The sequence below is a fragment of the Muricoccus radiodurans genome (assembly GCF_050154705.1).
GTDB lineage: Bacteria > Pseudomonadota > Alphaproteobacteria > Acetobacterales > Acetobacteraceae > Roseomonas > Roseomonas radiodurans.
Map to the genome: position 1 here is coordinate 2,690,228 of NZ_CP189561.1, position 15,198 is coordinate 2,705,425.

A 15,198-nucleotide genomic window follows, 5' to 3' on the forward strand; every position below is an offset into this window, starting at 1 on the left:
AAACATGCGGATTCGGCTGATGGCCCCGGTGGCGGCGGGCTTCCTGGCCCTGGGCAGCGCGATGGCGCAATCCCCGCCGCCGCGCACCGTCAGCCCCGCGGCCCCCACCCCCGACTGCACGCTGCCCGTCGCGCATGACCGCAACGCCGTCCTGCCCGGTTACAGCACGCAGGAGGGCGGCCGCACCGCCTGCATCCCCTTCAACCCCACCCTGCAATTCGCCCCCGCCGGCTATGTCCGGGACGACTTCCACGTGGCGGAGTTCACCGATGCCCGCCTCCGCGCGCGATGGGAGGCCTGCCGCGCCGATCCCGCCTGCGCCGCCCCCGCCCGCGCCGGCGCCGAGGGCTTCACCGCCGCCGAGCGCCGCCGCACCGGCAGCCTGAACCCGGAGGGACGCGTGGACGCGCAGGGCGAGGTGGACCTCCGCGCCATCCGCCGCCCCGCCTTCTTCGGCCGCGCGCCCCTGGCCGAGCCGATCGCCGCCGCCGAGGCGCGCACCCATGTCGTCGAGTTCACTGTCCCGCGCGACGCCTATGAGCGACTACACCTGCGCCGCGAGGACCCGATCCGCCTGCGCGGCTGGTACCTGGAGGGCGAGGGCGTCCCGGACGGCGCCGGGCCGCGCCGGCGCGCCCTGGTGATCCTGAACAACGGCGGCGGGAGCGAGATCACCGGCCTCGACGACCCGCGCGACCCCGGCGTGGTGCGGGACGCGCAGGGCCGCACCACCACCGGCCCCGCCACGGACCCGCCCCTGTCGGAGCAGCCGGGCATGCGCCACTGGCGCGGCTTCGTCGCGGCGCTCTGGTCGGCCGGCTTCGACGTGCTGGTGACGGACCGCCGGGGCAATGGCATCTCCGGCGGCCTCAACGGCTACAACACCGCCGAGCAGGCGCGCGACATGACCCGCGAGCTGGAGGCGCTGGAGACCGGCGAGGGGCTGCGTCTCCTCACCCCGGACGGGCAGCTTCTGTCCGGCGCCGCGGCCGGCGGCCGCCTGCTGGCCGGGCAGCGCGCGCGGGAGATCCCCGTGGTGATCGGCGGCTATTCCCGGGGCTCCTATGCCACGGCGTGGTTCATGCACCGCAACTTCGTCGCCGATTGCGACCGCGACCTGCCCGGAAACGCCTGCCGCCCGCCGCTCGGCTGGACCAACATCCGCGGCGCCATCCTCTACGGCCCGAACGCCGCCGGCCTCGGCCACCGCCTGCCCGGCCACGACATGATCGAGGCCGCACTGCGGGTGGAACGCAACACCACCTACTACCCGGACGGGGAGGTCTTCGCCGGCATCGCCCGCTGGCCCGGCGTCGCCATCATCAAGGGCACCTGGGACTACGTGGAAGGGCTGGAGGGCTCGCTGGACGCCTACCGCCGCGCGCGCGAGCCGAAGGAGATCTTCGTCTTCCGCGGCCCCCACGTCCTGCCCACCCAGGCCGAGGAGAACATGCGCCTCGCCGGGCAGCGCATGGCCGCCTTCGCCACCGCCGCCGTGCTGGGGCGCCCCTCCGTCGAGGGAGCCCAGGCCCCCGCCGACCTGCGGGCCCTCGTCCTCTCCAGCCCGCCCTATTGGGAGAGGACGACGGCCCCCGGCCCCTAGCCCCGCCGCAGGTTCCACAGATACGGGTTCGGTCCCTGCAATACGCCGGACAGGTCCGACCGGAACCCGGTCTTCAGCACGAAGAGCCCGCTGGGCGCGAAGCCCACATGCTCCCAGGCGGAGCGCTGCACCTCCGCGAACGCCGCCGCCTGCGCCGCCGCGTCGGGGGCGTAGAGCCAGCGCTCGATATTCGCCTCCGTCGCGGGGTCGGTCGGCCAGCCGAACCAGGCGGTCGGCCCGTCGCCGCGGATGCCGGAGTTCACCGCCGGGTTGGCGATGGAGGCCGCCGGGAAGTTCGTGGGATAGATGCTCCACCCCCCGCGGTCGGCCGCTTCCCGGGAGTTTCGGCGGGACAGCATCGCGGCCCAGTCCATCTCCTGCAGGTCCACCTCGAAGCCCAGGCGCTGGCAGACATCGGCCGCCAGCCGCCCCTGCGGCGCGACGGCCGCGAAGTCGGTCGGGTTGATCACCACGACCTTCGCGCCTTCCGCGCCCGCGGCGCGGATGGCAGCCCGGGCGCGGTCGAAGTCCCGCGTCGGCGCCGGGAACTGCGTCACCCCGTCCAGCGTGCAGGGGAAGAGGGAATGGCACTCCCACCAGTCGCCCGGCGCCGCCACGGCCGCCATGTGGTCGGGCTGGGAGATGCAGTCCCGCACCGCCCGCCGCACCTCCACCTTGTCGAAGGGCGGGTGCAGGTGATTGAAGCGGATCACGCCGAGGAAGCCGATCGGGTCATAGACCTGGAGCCGGATGTCGCGGCTCCGCTCCAAGACCGGCAGCAGGTCGGGCAGCGGGTACTCCACCCAGTCCACCTCCCCGCGCTGGAGCGCGGCGCCGGCCGTCGCCCCATCGGGAATGATGTGCCACTCCAGCCGATCGAAGTTCACGCGCTTGCCGCCGGAGGCGCCCTGGGCCGGCTCGTCTCGCGGGACGTAGCCCTCGTTCCGGGCGTAGGCCACGCGGCTGCCGGGGACGAACTCGTTCGCCAGGAAGCGCCAGGGACCGCTTCCGATCATCTCCGCCACCGGCCGGTCCGGGGCGGTGCGGGCCAGGCGTTCCGGCATGATGAAGGCGGGCACGCTGGCCGGCTTCGCCAGAGCGTAGAGGAAGGCCGGGAAGGGCCGGTTCAGCCGCACCGTGATCGTGCGGTCGTCGGGCGCGCCCCATTCCGCGACCGCCTTCGCCAGGATCTGCCCGAACAGGTCCCGCGCGCACCAGCGCTGTAACGACGCCACGCAATCCCGCGCCAGCACCGGCGCGCCGTCGTGGAAGCGCAGCCCGTCCCGCAGCCGGATGGTCCAGAGAAGCCCGTCCGCCGAGGTCTCGTGCCCGCTCGCCATCTGCGGGTGCGGCGCGAGCTTCGCGTCCGTGGCGTAGAGCGTGTCGAAGACGCAGAAGCCGTGCGTCGTGCTGATCGTGGCGTTCTGCACGATCGGGTCCAGCGCGGTCAGCGCGGCCTGCGGCACGAAGCGCAGCGTGCGGGCCCGTGCGGGCTGGGCCAGCGCCGGCAAGGGCAGCGCCGAGAGGGCGGCGCCCTTCAGCAGGGAACGGCGGTGCATCCTATGTCCTCCCTCCGGCCGGAACCGGGAGAGGGCGCGGGTCCCCGACGGGACGCGACCGCACGCGGCCAAGCCACTGCCCGCGCGTCACCGCGGAAATCAGGGGCAGGGCGCGCGTCGTGCGGGCGCGTGGACGTCATATGGCACCGATCCCTACGCCGGTCCGAACCGGGTCAGGTTCCAGGGGTCGCAGGGCCTTCCCCGCCTCTCAGCCCGAAATGGGCTCCCCCCGGTGTCCGCCCCTGGTATCGCGCTGCCCCGCCGGGGCCGCAAGACCTCGCCGCCAACTGCCCATCGGCCCAGCGCCGCGGTTGTTGCGTGCCCGGCCGGGCGCCAGAATGGCCGGAACCGGAGGAACCACCGCCATGGACGCCGTCACCCAGCCCCCCGTCATCCGGCTGCACCCGGCGGACGGCGTGGTCATCGCCCGCCAGGCCCTGCCGCCCGGCACGCCCGTCGCGCCCGGCGTCGCCACGTCCCGCCGCGTCCCCGCCGGCCACAAGGTCGCCACCCGGCCCCACGCGAAGGGCGAGCCCATCCTGCGCTACGGCCAGATCATCGGCTTCGCGACGCGCGACCTCGCCCCCGGCGAATGGGTCCACGTGAACGAGTGCACCATGGGCGAGATCGCCCTCGACTACGCCTACACCCAGGACGCGCGCCCGACCGACTACGTTCCCCTCCCCACCACCTTCCAGGGCATCCGTCGCACCGACGGCCGCGCCGCCACGCGCAACTACGTGGGCATCGTGACCTCGGTGAACTGCTCCGCCCATGTCGCGGAGCTCATCGCCATGGCCTTCCGCCGCAACCCCCTGACCGGAGAGGACCCGCTGGCCGCCTGGCCGAACGTGGACGGCGTCGTCGCCCTCACCCACAAGACCGGCTGCGGCATGACGGCGGGGGAGCCATTGAACCTGCTGCGCCGCACGCTCGGCGGCTATGCGCGCCACGCGAACTTCTCCCACGTCATCGCGATCGGTCTGGGCTGCGAGGTGAACCAGCTCGGCGGCATGCTGGAGGAGCAGCGCCTGTCCGGGCGCCTGCGCAACATGGACATCCAGGAGATGGGCGGCACTCGCAAGACCGTGGAGGCCGGCATCGCCTTCGTGCGGGAGGTGCTGGCCGAGTCCAACGCCGCCACCCGCACCCCCGTGCCCGCGAGCGAGCTGTGCGTCGCCCTGCAATGCGGCGGCAGCGACGGCTATTCCGGCATCACTGCCAACCCCGCCCTCGGCGTCGCGTCGGACCTGCTGGTCCGGCATGGCGGCACCGTCATTCTGTCCGAGACGCCCGAGACGTACGGCGCCGAGCACCTGCTGACCCGCCGCGCCGTGTCCCAGGACGTGGGCGAGAAGCTCGTCGGCCTCATGCGCTGGTGGGAGGACTACACGGCCAAGGAGGGGGCGGAGATGAATGCCAACCCTTCTCCCGGGAACAAGGCGGGCGGGCTGACGACGATCCTGGAGAAGTCGCTCGGCGCCATGGCGAAGGCGGGCTCGACGAACCTCGTGGACGTGGTGCGCTACGCCGAGCCGGTGACGGCCAAGGGCTTCGTCTTCATGGACACGCCGGGCTACGACCCCGTCGCCGCCACGGGCCAGGTGGCCGGCGGCGCCAACCTCGTGTGCTTCACCACCGGCCGCGGCAGCGTCTTCGGCTGCAAGCCCGCGCCCTCCATCAAGCTGGCGACCAACACGCCGATGTACGAGCGCATGGTCGATGACATGGACATCAACACCGGCACCATCCTGACGGGCGAGGAGAGCCTGGAGGCCTGTGGCCAGCGCGTGTTCGAGCTGATGCTGCGCGTGGCCGGCGGGGAGCGGACGAAGAGCGAGGCCTTCGACTTCGGGGCAGCGGAGTTCGCGCCCTGGGTGATCGGGGCGACGATGTAAGGTCTTCCGGTGCGTCGGCTCTTCAGGCCGGCGTCTCAGGTAACCAATCGCCCAGGATTCGCTCCACCTCCCAGGAGATCGCCCGGTCCACCGACGGCCCCGGCTCGCCTCGTGCTCGCAAGGCGTCCACCGCGTCGGCCGTTCCCATCCGTGCCGCCCGCGCCAGAAGCTCGGGTAGGCGCGCCCGCAGGCTTGGGCTCTCGTCCAGAAGCGCCTCGATCTCGCGCCGCTCTCGCGCGATGGTCGCAACCCAGCCCGGCCTGGGCTCCAGGGCGGGCGAATGCTGCAACTTCAACAGGTGCTCGATGATCGTCGTCAGGCGGCTCCGCACCTGCCGCAGATCAGATCGCCCCAAGCTCTCGATTTCCTCCGCGACATTCGCCCAGTCCACGTCCGCATTCACCCGCGCCGCGGCGGCCGCGCGCAGCCGCGCCGCCTGCTCCTCGGTCCAGGCCACAAAGTCGCGGTCGTAGAGGTCAGCCGCCTCGCTCATGCGCAGAACCTAATCATCGCGGGCCGCTGGTGCCACCGCCGTGCCATGATCTTGCCAGCATCCTGGGCCGCCTCCGCGCGTTTTACCGCCGACGCCTGCGCCCAAGCCCGGCCGTCCGACCCCACCGGGAGACGCCATATGCCCCGCCTGACCCCCTACGCCCTCGCGGCCACCCTTACCCTGGCCCTCGCCGCCCCGGCCTCCGCCGCTCCGGGCTTCGCCACCAACGACGTGAACCTGCGCGCCGGTCCCGGGGTGAACTATCCTCGCGTCACCGCCGTCCCCAGCGGCGCAGCGGTGGAGATCTTCGGCTGCCTGGACCGCTTCACCTGGTGCGACACGCAGTTCGGCGGCATCCGCGGCTGGGTTTCCGGCAGCTACCTCCAGTTCCTGTATGAGGGCCGGCGCGTGATCGTGCCGGAATACGCGCCGCGCATCGGCCTGCCGGTGGTGACCTACAACGCCGGCGACTACTTCGACCGCTACTACCGCGGCCGCCCCTGGTACGCGGAACGGAACCGCTGGGTCGCCGCCCCGCCACCGGCCTACGCGCCGCCCCCGCCCCGCTATGCCGGCCCGCCGCCGGTGCCCCCGCCGGGCTGGCGCGATCCGCGCTGGGACGGTGACCGCCCCGACTGGCGAGAGGAGCGCGAGCGCGCGGCCTGGCGCGAGGAGCGCCGCCGCGAGCGCGCCGCCGAATGGCGTGAGGATCGTGAGCGCCGGCTCGACCAGATTCAGGACCGGGAAGCCCGCCGCGAATACTGGGAGGAGCGCCGCGCGGCGCGCGAGGGCTACCGCTGACCCGCCCCGGCCCGCCTGATCCGATCAGGCGGGCCACACGGTCCATCGGCGCTACCGCAGAACCCAGCCGTCCCGCCGCATGCAGTCCTCGATGATCGCGTCGCGCATCGGCGCGTTCTGGTCGCGCGTGCCGTAGCTCGCCGACCGATGATAGCCCGGCACCGTCCGGCAGCGCCGGTCCTCGCCCCGGCCGCGGCACTCCTCGCGCGGCGGCACCCAGCCGCCGGGATCGGTCATCACCGTCCGCAGTTCCGGCTCGGCCTTGGCGAAGGCGGCCGCCCGGCAACTCGCCAGCGCTGCGTCCCGCATCTGCGGCGTCGCGCCCGGCCGCTCCCATTCCTGGCAGCCGCCGAGCAGCGCGATCAGGGGAAGCAGCAGATGGCGCATCGAGTCGGCCTTCTTCGTCGTTTCGTGACGGAGTCTAAGGCGGCGATCGTGGCGCGGGAGGGGCAAAACCTTCGTGCCTGTCGCACGCTACACCGGTGCCGCTCCCGATCAGAGCCGCGAGAGGTGTAACCCTGCGCCCGATGTCCCGGTGCAGCCCCTGGCCGTCGGGCCAGCGGCCGTCCGGCAGCGGGTGCCCGATGCAGGCCGGAGGAACAACCGATGCCCGATTCCGTCCCTCCCCGGCCGCTCGGCCGCCGCACCGCGATCGGCGCCGGGCTCGGCGCGGCCGCCGCGCTGGCCACCCCGCATCTGGCGCTCGCCCAGGCCTGGCCGACGCGTCCCATCACCCTCGTCGTCGGCTTCCCGCCGGGCGGACAGACCGACTTCGCGGCGCGAATCATCCAGAACGGCATGGCCGCCGCCCTCGGGCAGCCGGTGGTGGTGGAGAACCGCGGTGGGGCGGGCGGCAACCTGGGAACCGAGGCGGTGCTGCGCGCCCGACCGGACGGCTACACGCTGCTGGCCGGCAATTCCTCTCCCATGGCGATCAACCCGCACACCTTCCCGGGGATGACGATCAACCCGCTGGAACTGACGCCGATCGGCCTCGCGCTCCAGTCTTCCCTCCTGCTCTGCGTCCATCCCTCCGTACAGGCGACCAACGTCCAGGAATTCGCCGCCTGGATCCGCCAGCAGCGCCGCGGCGCCGACTACGGCGTGCCGGCCGCCGGCTCCCTCTCCCACTGCGCGATGGAGCTGTTTCGCCAGCGCGTCGGCAACCCGCCGATGGAGATGATCCCCTATCGCGGCTCCGGCCCCGCCATGCAGGACTTCATCGCCGGCCGCTTCTCCGCGATGTTCGATGGCGCCTCCGTCGTCGCGCCCTTCGTGCGGGCCGGGCAGGTGAAGGGTCTGCTGGTCACCGGGGAGCACCGCGCCCCCGCCTTCCCCGACATCCCGACCGCGACGGAACAGGGCCTGCAGGACTTCGCCTTCGTCGCCTGGGTCGGTCTCTACGGCCCGCGCGGCCTGCCGGAGGAGATCGTGACCCGCGTCAACGCCGCCCTGAACACCGCCCTGCAGGACGCCACGGTGAAGGAGCGCATCACCAGCCAGGGCGACGAGCCCGGTGGCGGCACGCCCCAGAGCTTCGGGGAGACCACGCGCCGCGACCACGCCCGCTGGGGCGAGGTGGTCCGCGCCGCCAACATCAAGGCCGAGTAGCCGCCCGCACGCGCGCGGGGCCGGCAAACCACCGCCGCCCCGCGCGGTTATGGCCGGGTCAGCAGAGGGAACCCGCCATGCCCGAGATCCGGAACGCCGTCGTCGTCATCGCCGGCGCCTCCTCCGGCATCGGCCGCGCGGCGGCCCAGGTCTTCGCCCGTCACGGGGCCCGCCTCGTCCTCGCCGGCCGGTCGAAGGAGACGCTGGACTCCGTCGTGGCGGAATGCACCCGACTGAGCGCGGACGCGATCGCGGTGCCGACCGATGTCTCGGACTCCGCCGCCGTGCAGCGCCTGGTCTGGGCCGCCACCGGCCGCTTCGGGCGGATCGACGTCTGGATCAACAACGCCGGCGTCGGCGCTGTCGGCCCCTTCGAATCCGTGCCGGCCGAGGCCCACGCCCAGGTCGTCCACACGAACCTGATCGGCGAGATGAACGGCGCACATGCCGTCCTGCCCGTCTTCAAGCGGCAGGGGCACGGCATCCTGATCAACACCATCTCCATGGGCGCCTGGGTGCCGGCCCCCTTCGCCGTCTCTTACTCCGCCAGCAAGTTCGGACTGCGCGGCTTCTCCGAGGCGTTGCGGGCCGAGTTGCAGGACTGGCCGGGCATCCATGTCTGCGATGTCTTCCCGGGCATGGTGGACACGCCCGGCCTCCGCCACGGCGCGAACTACACCGGCCACCGCATCGCCGCCGGCGGTCCGATCCTCTCCCCCTTCCAGGTGGCGGAGGCGATGCTCTCCCTCGCCCGCCGGCCGCGCGGTGCGGTGACGATCGGACTAGACGCCTGGGCGCTGCGGATCGCCCACGCCATAGCCCCGGCGCCTCTGCGCTGGGCCGCCGCGCGCGTCATGGGCCGCGCCCTGTCCCGCGCCCCGCGCGCGGCCCTGTCGGACGGCAACCTCTTCACCGCGCCGCAGGACCACGCGATCTACGGCGGCTTCCGGCGGGATGCCCGCCCGCGCATCCCGCGCGCCGCCTGGATGACGGCGGCCGGCATCATCGGCTTCTGGCTCGCCCGCCGGCGTTGAGCCGCGCCCCGGGAGGCGCTGCCTCCCGGACCCTCCGCCGGGGGGCAGACGTGCCCCCCGGACCCCGCGATCTGTTCAAGGGCTCCGGCGGGCCGGGACAGGGCAGGACCCCTGGCCGGCGCGGCACGGCCCCTGCATCGTCGCGCGTCCACCGCCCGGAAGGCTGCCATGCAGATCAACATCCCCGAGGTTCTGGCCGAGGTGCAGGCCGCCTTCGCCCGCTACGAGACCGCCCTCGTCACCAACGACGTCCCGGTGCTGGAGGAGCTGTTCCGCGACGCCCCGCAGACCATCCGCTATGGCGTGGCCGAGAACCTCTACGGCATGGACGAGATCCGCGCCTTCCGCCGCGCCCGCCCCTCCGTCGGGCTGATGCGGACGCTGCACCGGACGGAGATCACCACCTATGGCCGCGACGTCGCCACGGCCAACACGATGTTCACGCGGGACTCAGTCCCGGGGAAGCTCGGCCGGCAGAGCCAGACCTGGCTGCGCTTCCCCGAGGGTTGGCGCGTCGTCTCCGCGCATGTGAGCTTGATGGAAGGACGGCTGGAACCGTGAGCCGCTGGCACGGCCCGGCCTTCACGGCCGGCGCCATGCACTCCAGCCCCCATCAGCGGGGCCGGGCCTCCGCAAGATGGCCGAAGCGGCGGGTGTAGCTGCCCAGCCCCTGGGAGAGGGACCGCAGTTCGATGATGAGGTCCGCCAGCTCCGCCGCGGGAACCATGGCCTGCACCTCGTCCCAGTTCTCCCACCCGTCCCGCGCCGCGTAGCCCAGGATCTGGCCGCGCCGCCCCGTCAGCAGGCGCTGCGCGGCCGAGGTGAACTCCGCCGGCACGGCCACCGTCACCTCGTCCACGGGCTCGAGCATCACCGGATCGGCCTTCGCCAGCCCCTCCTGCATCGCCATGCGAGTGGCCGTCGCGAAGGCCATGTCGCTGCTGTCCACGGCATGGAAGCCGCCGTCGAGCAGGGTCACCGCGATGTCCACCACGGGATGCCCCAGCGGCCCCTTCCGCGTGGCCTCCTCGGCGGCCTGGGCCACGGCCGGGATGAAGCGCTTCGGCACCGCCCCGCCGACCACCTTCTCGTCGAAGTGGAAGCCGGACCCGCGGGGGCGCGGCGCGATCTGCAGCTTCACGTCGGCGAACTGCCCGTGGCCGCCCGTCTGGCGCTTCAGGCGCGCGTGCTGGACCACCGCGTGCCGGATCGTCTCCCGGAAGGCCACCGGGGCGCCTGAGGTGCGCAGCCGCGCGCCCACCGCGGCGCCCAGCCGGTCCAGTGCGGCGCGCAGGTGGATCTCCCCCTGCCCGGCCAGGACCGTCATCCCGGAATCCGGGTCCTGGCGCACGGTCAGGGCCAGGTCCTCCTCGGTCAGCCGCTGCAGAGCGGTGGACAGCCGGACCTCTTCCTTCCGGTCATCGGCGGCGATGGCGAGGGAGAACAGGTTCAGGGGCGGCGAGGGAAAGGCCAGCTCCGGCCCGCCCAGCGTCGCCCCCGTGCGGACGCCGTCCAGCCGGCCCAGGGCGACGATATCGCCCCCCTCGGCCTGCGCCACCTTCTGCGCCTCCCCGCCGGGAAAGCGGTGGATGCCGCCGACGCGCTGCCCGTCCAGGAGCGCCCCGTCCCGCAGCGCGCCGCGCCAGAGGCGGGCGAAGGACAGCCGGCCCGCGTGGCCCGCATGAAGGGTTCGGAACACCTGCGCCACCGGCGGGCCGGACGGACCGATCCCGTGCCGCGCGCCGGTGGCCGCCACCCCGGGCGTGTCGTGGCGCAGCGCCTTCCAGAGCCGCTGCACCCCGCTGCTGTGCTCGGCCGCCCCGAGCAGGACGCTGATCACGGCGCCGCTCTCCTCGGAATCATGGAGCGGGCGGTAGATGTCCTCCGGCTCCGGCGTCAGGTCTTCCAGCACCTTCGTCAGAAGCCCGTCATCGTGGTCGGCCAGGGCCTCCAGCAATTCGCCGCGCGCCTCCGTCTTGCGGGGCAGCATCGCCTCCGGCAGCTCGATCCGCTCGGAGGGACCGCCGCGGCGGTAGCGGTAGGCGCGCTCGCTGACGAGGTCGACATAGCCCGTGATCGCCTCGCCCTCCCGGATCGGGACCTGCCGGAGGACCAGCTTCCGCCGCGTCTGGGCCTGCAGCGCGGCGACCGTGTCCCGCACGCGTCCGGCCATCGCGTCGATCTTGTTGATGAAGACGATCGCCGGCGTCCCCGTCTCCTCGATCCGGCGGAGCAGCGGGCCGAGGGCGGCCGCCCGCGCCGGCGAGGGCTCGCAGACCACGACCGCGAGGTCGACGACGGCGAGGGCGCATTCCGCGTCGTAGGAGAACTCGACGGAGCCGGGGCAATCCAGGATCGCCCAGTCATCGCCCATCACCGTGACATGGCCGAGCCGCAGCTCCGTGCTCATGGACGGCGCCGCGCCGCGCCGCGCGGCCGTGCCCGCCGGGGCCATCAGCGCATCGAACAGGGTGGACTTGCCGCTTCCCTGCGGGCCGACCAGGGCGATCGCCCGGGCCCCCCGCCCCGCTTGCTTGCCTTGGGCGTTTGACATCCCGTTTCCTCCCCGAAAGAGCCGCGCTCTTCCAGGGAAGGATTACATCCCGGACCGGCCGGGACTGCCGATCCGCACAGTCTGTTGATCGGTCCCGTTCCGTCCGGGAGCCGGTCGGCGCTCCCGCTCCGGCTGCCGCGCCGAGCGGCCTCGCCGGGGCCTTGGGCCAGGCCCCGGGCGCGCGGTCACCCCGCGACGGTGCGCTGCGTCTGCTCGCCCAGCCCCGAGATCCCCAGCCGCATGGTCTGGCCGGCCTTGAGGTAGATGGGGGACGGCTTCTTCCCCATCCCCACGCCGGGCGGCGTGCCCGTGGTGATGATGTCACCGGGATGCAACGTGATGAAGTGCGAGACGTAGGAGACGATCTGCCGCACGTCGAAGATCATCGTCCGGGTGGAGCCGTCCTGCATGCGCTGCCCATCCACCTCGCAGAACATCGCGAGGTCCTGCGGATCGGGCACCTCGTCCCGGGTCACCAGCCAGGGGCCGACGGGGCCGAAGGTGTCCGCGCCCTTGCCCTTGTCCCAGGTGCCGCCGCGCTCGATCTGCCACTCCCGCTCCGACACGTCGTTGCAGATCGCATAGCCCGCGACATGGTCCAGCGCGGAATTCGCCGGCACCTTCTTGGCGGTGCTGCCGATGATGACGGCCAGCTCCACCTCCCAGTCAGATTTGTGGCTGCCCTCGGGGATGACGACGTCGTCGTTCGGGCCCTGAAGGCTGTTCAGCGACTTCAGGAAGATGATCGGCTCCTTCGGGATCGCCGCCCCCGTCTCCGCCGCATGATCCGCGTAGTTCAGGCCGATGGCGACGAAGTTGCGCGTGCCCGCGACCGGCGGTCCGAGGCGCACGCCCGCCTCCACCGCCGGCAGCTCTGCCGTATCCAGTGCCGCGATCTTCGCCAGCGCGGCGGGGGAGAGAGCATCTCCGGCCAGATCCGGTACGATGCCGGCCAGGGACCGGATCGTCCCGCCCGCGTCCAGCAGCCCCGGCTTCTCCGCGCCCGGCGCGCCGTATCGCAGCAGCTTCATCGCGTGTTCCCCTTCAAAGCGTCCAGCCGCCGTCTATCACGATCGGCTGCCCCGTGACGAAGCCTGCCTCATCCGAGGCAAGCCAGACCGCGAGCATCGCGATCTCCTCCGCATTGCCCAGCCGCCCCATGGCCTGCCGCGCGACGAAGGCCGCGCGCGCCTGGTCCAGCCCGCCGGCCGCCGTCGCGTTCGCCGCGATCCGGTCCCCGAGGGACGGCGTGTCCACCGTGCCCGGGCAGATCGCGTTGCAGCGGATGCCCTTGGCCACGTAGTCCGCCGCCACCGACTTCGTGATGCCGATGACCGCCGCCTTCGTCGTGCCGTAGACGAAGCGGTTCGGCGCGCCTTTGATCGAGCCCGCGCCGGAGGACATGTTGATGATGGACCCGCCGCCGCGCTCCAGCATGCCGGGGATGGCGGCCTGGATGCCCTTCCAGGTCGCGCGGACGTTCAGGCGGAAGGCGAAGTCCCAGTCCTCGTCCGTGCAGGTCTCCGCCGTGTTCTGGTGCACGAACCCCGCGCAATTGAACAGGATATCGAAGGGCCCCGCCGCCTGGATCGCCGTGGTCAGCGCGGCGTCATCCAGCACGTCCAGCGGCATGACTCCGATGCCCTCGCCGGCCAGCCCGTCCAGCTTCTCCGCATGAAGGTCGGTCGCGATCACCGTCGCGCCTTCCCGCGCGAAGGCCAGGGCCGTGGCGCGCCCGATCCCCTGCCCCGCCGCGGTGACGAAGGCGCGCTTGCCCTGAAGCCGTCCGGCCATGTCCGCGTCCCCGCTAGTGGTTGTGCCGCGGCTCGCCGCGCGTCTCGATGATGTTCAGGAACAGCGTCGCCGGCTCCAGGCAGGCGCCGGTGCCGAACTGGCCGACCATCTGCCGCTGGATCTCCTGCCAGGGCGTCTGGCTGGGGGGAATGTTCGGCGTCCAGGCCGCCTTGCGCGCCGCCATCTCCTCTTCCGGGATCAGCACGTCCACGCGGCGGGTGTTCAGGTCCACGCGGATGGGATCGCCGGACTTCAGCAGCGCCAGGCCGCCGCCCAGCGCCGCCTCCGGCGTCACATGCAGGATGGAGGGGCTTGCGGAGGTCCCGCTCTGCCGCCCGTCGCCCATGGTCGGCAGGTTCTGGATGCCCGCTTTGATGAGATGCGCGGGTGGCGCCATGTTCACCACCTCCGGCCCGCCGGGATACCCGATGGGGCCGACATTGCGGATCACCAGGATCGTCCGCTCGTCGATCCCGAGCGAAGGGTCCTCGATCCGGGCGTGGTAATCCTCCGGCCCCTCGAAGACGACGACCTTGCCCTCGAACACGCCTTCCGGATCGGACAGGAAGCGGGCGTGGAACGCCTCGTCGATGACGCTCACCTTCATCACGGCATTGTCGAAGATGTTGCCGTGCATGATGGCGAAGCCGGCGTGCTTCTTCATCGGCGTGTCGAAGGCGCGGATCACCTCGCGGTCCGGCGGGTCCAGCTTCGTCAGGTTCTCCGTCATCGTCTTGCCGGTGACGGTCATCGCCTCCCGCAGCAGGCCGGCCTCCTTCAGCTCCCGCATCACGGCGGGCACGCCGCCGGCGCGGTAGAAGCCCTCTCCCAGGAAGCGGCCGGCGGGCTGGCAATCCACCAGCAGCGGGATCTCGTAGCCGATCGTCTGCCAGTCCTCGATCGACAGCTCCACGCCCATGTGGCGCGCGATGGCGATCAGGTGCGGCACGCAGTTGGTGGAGGCGCCGATCGCGCTGGCCGTCAGGATCGTGTTCTCGAAGGCCGCGCGCGTCATGATGTCGGAGGGGCGCAGGTTCTCGTGCACCATCTCCACGATGCGCTTGCCCGTCATGTGCGCGATCTGTCCGCGCTGGCGATAGGCCGCCGGGATTGCCGCGCAGCCCGTCAGCGACATCCCCAGCGCCTCCGCGAGGGAGTTCATGGAGAGCGCCGTGCCCATGGTGTTGCAGTGCCCGACCGAGGTCGCCGAGGACGCCACGAGGTCCATGAACTCGTCGTAGTTGATCTCGCCCGCCGCGTGGCGGCGCCGCGATTCCCAGATGATCGTCCCGGACCCCGTCAGCCGCCCGCCGAAATGCCCGTCCAGCATCGGCCCGCCGGACAGCACGATGGCCGGGATGTTCACCGTCGCCGCACCCATCAGCAGCGCGGGTGTCGTCTTGTCGCAGCCCGTGGTCAGCACGACGCCGTCGATCGGATAGCCGTGCAGCACCTCCACCAGCGAGAGATACTGCAGGTTCCGGTCAAGCGCGGCGGTCGGGCGCTTGCCCGTCTCCTGGATCGGGTGGACCGGGAATTCCATCGGGATGCCGCCGGCATCGCGGATGCCGTCCCGCACGCGCTTCGCCAGCTCGATGTGATGGCGGTTGCAGGGCGCGATGTCGCTGCCGGTCTGGGCGATGCCGATGATTGGCCGCCCCGACTGCAATTCCGCCCGCGTCATGCCGTAGTTCAGGAAACGCTCGGTGTAGAGCGCGGTCAGGTCCGGCATCGCGCTGTCGTCGAACCAGCCCTGGCTGCGCAGGCGTCGCCTCGGTGCGTCGGCCATCATCGATCCCCCCGTTCGCCCGGAGAGTCGGCCCGGGCGACGGCGGGTGTCAACGTGACGGG

At 72.4% G+C, this 15,198-nt stretch carries 13 protein-coding genes and 1 riboswitch; of the genes, 6 read left to right on the top strand and 7 right to left on the bottom strand.

What is annotated here, in order from left to right:
• Positions 1-4: 4 nt before the first annotated feature.
• Complete coding sequence (locus ACP6CK_RS13185) at positions 5-1,603, top strand: hypothetical protein (protein ID WP_426959462.1); 1,599 nt, start codon at positions 5-7, stop codon at positions 1,601-1,603.
• On the opposite strand, the gene ACP6CK_RS13190 is transcribed toward ACP6CK_RS13185, so the two are convergent.
• Entirely contained in the window at positions 1,600-3,162 is a 1,563-nt protein-coding gene (locus tag ACP6CK_RS13190; RefSeq protein ID WP_426959463.1) for an ABC transporter substrate-binding protein, read from the bottom strand. The genes ACP6CK_RS13185 and ACP6CK_RS13190 overlap by 4 nt on opposite strands.
• Before the next feature lie 132 nt (positions 3,163-3,294).
• A riboswitch (TPP riboswitch) is annotated at positions 3,295-3,402 on the bottom strand.
• 125 nt (positions 3,403-3,527) lie between these two features.
• Between ACP6CK_RS13190 and ACP6CK_RS13195 the strand changes: the two genes are divergently transcribed.
• On the top strand, positions 3,528-5,060 hold the full coding sequence (locus ACP6CK_RS13195) for a UxaA family hydrolase (protein WP_426959464.1): 1,533 nt from the start codon (positions 3,528-3,530) through the stop codon (positions 5,058-5,060).
• A gap of 22 nt (positions 5,061-5,082) precedes the next feature.
• Here the strand turns inward: ACP6CK_RS13195 and ACP6CK_RS13200 are convergent, their stop codons facing one another.
• Positions 5,083-5,553, bottom strand: a complete 471-nt coding sequence (locus ACP6CK_RS13200) for a DUF29 domain-containing protein (protein WP_426959465.1) — start codon at positions 5,551-5,553, stop codon at positions 5,083-5,085.
• Positions 5,554-5,691: 138 nt separating this feature from the next.
• Between ACP6CK_RS13200 and ACP6CK_RS13205 the strand changes: the two genes are divergently transcribed.
• Entirely contained in the window at positions 5,692-6,354 is a 663-nt protein-coding gene (locus ACP6CK_RS13205) for an SH3 domain-containing protein (protein ID WP_426959466.1), read from the top strand.
• Between the two features lie 51 nt (positions 6,355-6,405).
• Here ACP6CK_RS13205 and ACP6CK_RS13210 read toward each other — a convergent pair whose 3' ends face one another.
• Entirely contained in the window at positions 6,406-6,741 is a 336-nt protein-coding gene (locus tag ACP6CK_RS13210; protein WP_426959468.1) for a hypothetical protein, read from the bottom strand.
• Positions 6,742-6,960: 219 nt separating this feature from the next.
• Between ACP6CK_RS13210 and ACP6CK_RS13215 the strand changes: the two genes are divergently transcribed.
• The 3 genes from ACP6CK_RS13215 to hpxZ all read left to right on the top strand — a co-directional run bounded on the left by ACP6CK_RS13215 (position 6,961) and on the right by hpxZ (position 9,560).
• On the top strand, positions 6,961-7,965 hold the full coding sequence (locus ACP6CK_RS13215) for a Bug family tripartite tricarboxylate transporter substrate binding protein (protein WP_426959469.1): 1,005 nt from the start codon (positions 6,961-6,963) through the stop codon (positions 7,963-7,965).
• A 77-nt stretch (positions 7,966-8,042) separates the two neighbouring features.
• Positions 8,043-8,999 (top strand): SDR family oxidoreductase, encoded by a 957-nt coding sequence (locus tag ACP6CK_RS13220; protein WP_426959471.1) that lies wholly within the window; start codon positions 8,043-8,045, stop codon positions 8,997-8,999.
• A gap of 168 nt (positions 9,000-9,167) precedes the next feature.
• Positions 9,168-9,560 carry an oxalurate catabolism protein HpxZ gene (gene hpxZ / locus ACP6CK_RS13225; RefSeq protein ID WP_426959472.1) on the top strand — a complete coding sequence of 131 codons (393 nt, stop codon included), beginning with the start codon at positions 9,168-9,170 and terminating at the stop codon, positions 9,558-9,560.
• Positions 9,561-9,612: 52 nt separating this feature from the next.
• On the opposite strand, the gene ACP6CK_RS13230 is transcribed toward hpxZ, so the two are convergent.
• The 4 genes from ACP6CK_RS13230 to ACP6CK_RS13245 all read right to left on the bottom strand — a co-directional run bounded on the left by ACP6CK_RS13230 (position 9,613) and on the right by ACP6CK_RS13245 (position 15,136).
• A complete protein-coding gene (locus tag ACP6CK_RS13230) occupies positions 9,613-11,553 on the bottom strand; it encodes an elongation factor G (RefSeq protein ID WP_426959473.1) in 1,941 nt (646 codons plus the stop codon).
• Between the two features lie 185 nt (positions 11,554-11,738).
• Positions 11,739-12,584: a fumarylacetoacetate hydrolase family protein gene (locus tag ACP6CK_RS13235; protein ID WP_426959474.1), complete on the bottom strand. Its 846-nt coding sequence runs from the start codon at positions 12,582-12,584 to the stop codon at positions 11,739-11,741.
• Positions 12,585-12,597: 13 nt separating this feature from the next.
• Positions 12,598-13,347, bottom strand: coding sequence for an SDR family oxidoreductase (locus tag ACP6CK_RS13240; RefSeq protein ID WP_426959475.1), 750 nt, complete (start codon positions 13,345-13,347; stop codon positions 12,598-12,600).
• A gap of 13 nt (positions 13,348-13,360) precedes the next feature.
• Positions 13,361-15,136 (bottom strand): IlvD/Edd family dehydratase, encoded by a 1,776-nt coding sequence (locus ACP6CK_RS13245; RefSeq protein WP_426959910.1) that lies wholly within the window; start codon positions 15,134-15,136, stop codon positions 13,361-13,363.
• Positions 15,137-15,198 lie beyond the last annotated feature (62 nt).

What these genes read in the sequence shown, in the direction of transcription:
- ACP6CK_RS13185 (WP_426959462.1), top strand. Translation starts at nt 5, where the DNA reads ATGCGGATTCGGCTGATGGCCCCGGTGGCGGCGGGCTTCCTGGCCCTG.
- ACP6CK_RS13190 (WP_426959463.1), bottom strand. Translation starts at nt 3,162, where the DNA reads ATGCACCGCCGTTCCCTGCTGAAGGGCGCCGCCCTCTCGGCGCTGCCC.
- ACP6CK_RS13195 (WP_426959464.1), top strand. Translation starts at nt 3,528, where the DNA reads ATGGACGCCGTCACCCAGCCCCCCGTCATCCGGCTGCACCCGGCGGAC.
- ACP6CK_RS13200 (WP_426959465.1), bottom strand. Translation starts at nt 5,553, where the DNA reads ATGAGCGAGGCGGCTGACCTCTACGACCGCGACTTTGTGGCCTGGACC.
- ACP6CK_RS13205 (WP_426959466.1), top strand. Translation starts at nt 5,692, where the DNA reads ATGCCCCGCCTGACCCCCTACGCCCTCGCGGCCACCCTTACCCTGGCC.
- ACP6CK_RS13210 (WP_426959468.1), bottom strand. Translation starts at nt 6,741, where the DNA reads ATGCGCCATCTGCTGCTTCCCCTGATCGCGCTGCTCGGCGGCTGCCAG.
- ACP6CK_RS13215 (WP_426959469.1), top strand. Translation starts at nt 6,961, where the DNA reads ATGCCCGATTCCGTCCCTCCCCGGCCGCTCGGCCGCCGCACCGCGATC.
- ACP6CK_RS13220 (WP_426959471.1), top strand. Translation starts at nt 8,043, where the DNA reads ATGCCCGAGATCCGGAACGCCGTCGTCGTCATCGCCGGCGCCTCCTCC.
- hpxZ (WP_426959472.1), top strand. Translation starts at nt 9,168, where the DNA reads ATGCAGATCAACATCCCCGAGGTTCTGGCCGAGGTGCAGGCCGCCTTC.
- ACP6CK_RS13230 (WP_426959473.1), bottom strand. Translation starts at nt 11,553, where the DNA reads ATGTCAAACGCCCAAGGCAAGCAAGCGGGGCGGGGGGCCCGGGCGATC.
- ACP6CK_RS13235 (WP_426959474.1), bottom strand. Translation starts at nt 12,584, where the DNA reads ATGAAGCTGCTGCGATACGGCGCGCCGGGCGCGGAGAAGCCGGGGCTG.
- ACP6CK_RS13240 (WP_426959475.1), bottom strand. Translation starts at nt 13,347, where the DNA reads ATGGCCGGACGGCTTCAGGGCAAGCGCGCCTTCGTCACCGCGGCGGGG.
- ACP6CK_RS13245 (WP_426959910.1), bottom strand. Translation starts at nt 15,136, where the DNA reads ATGGCCGACGCACCGAGGCGACGCCTGCGCAGCCAGGGCTGGTTCGAC.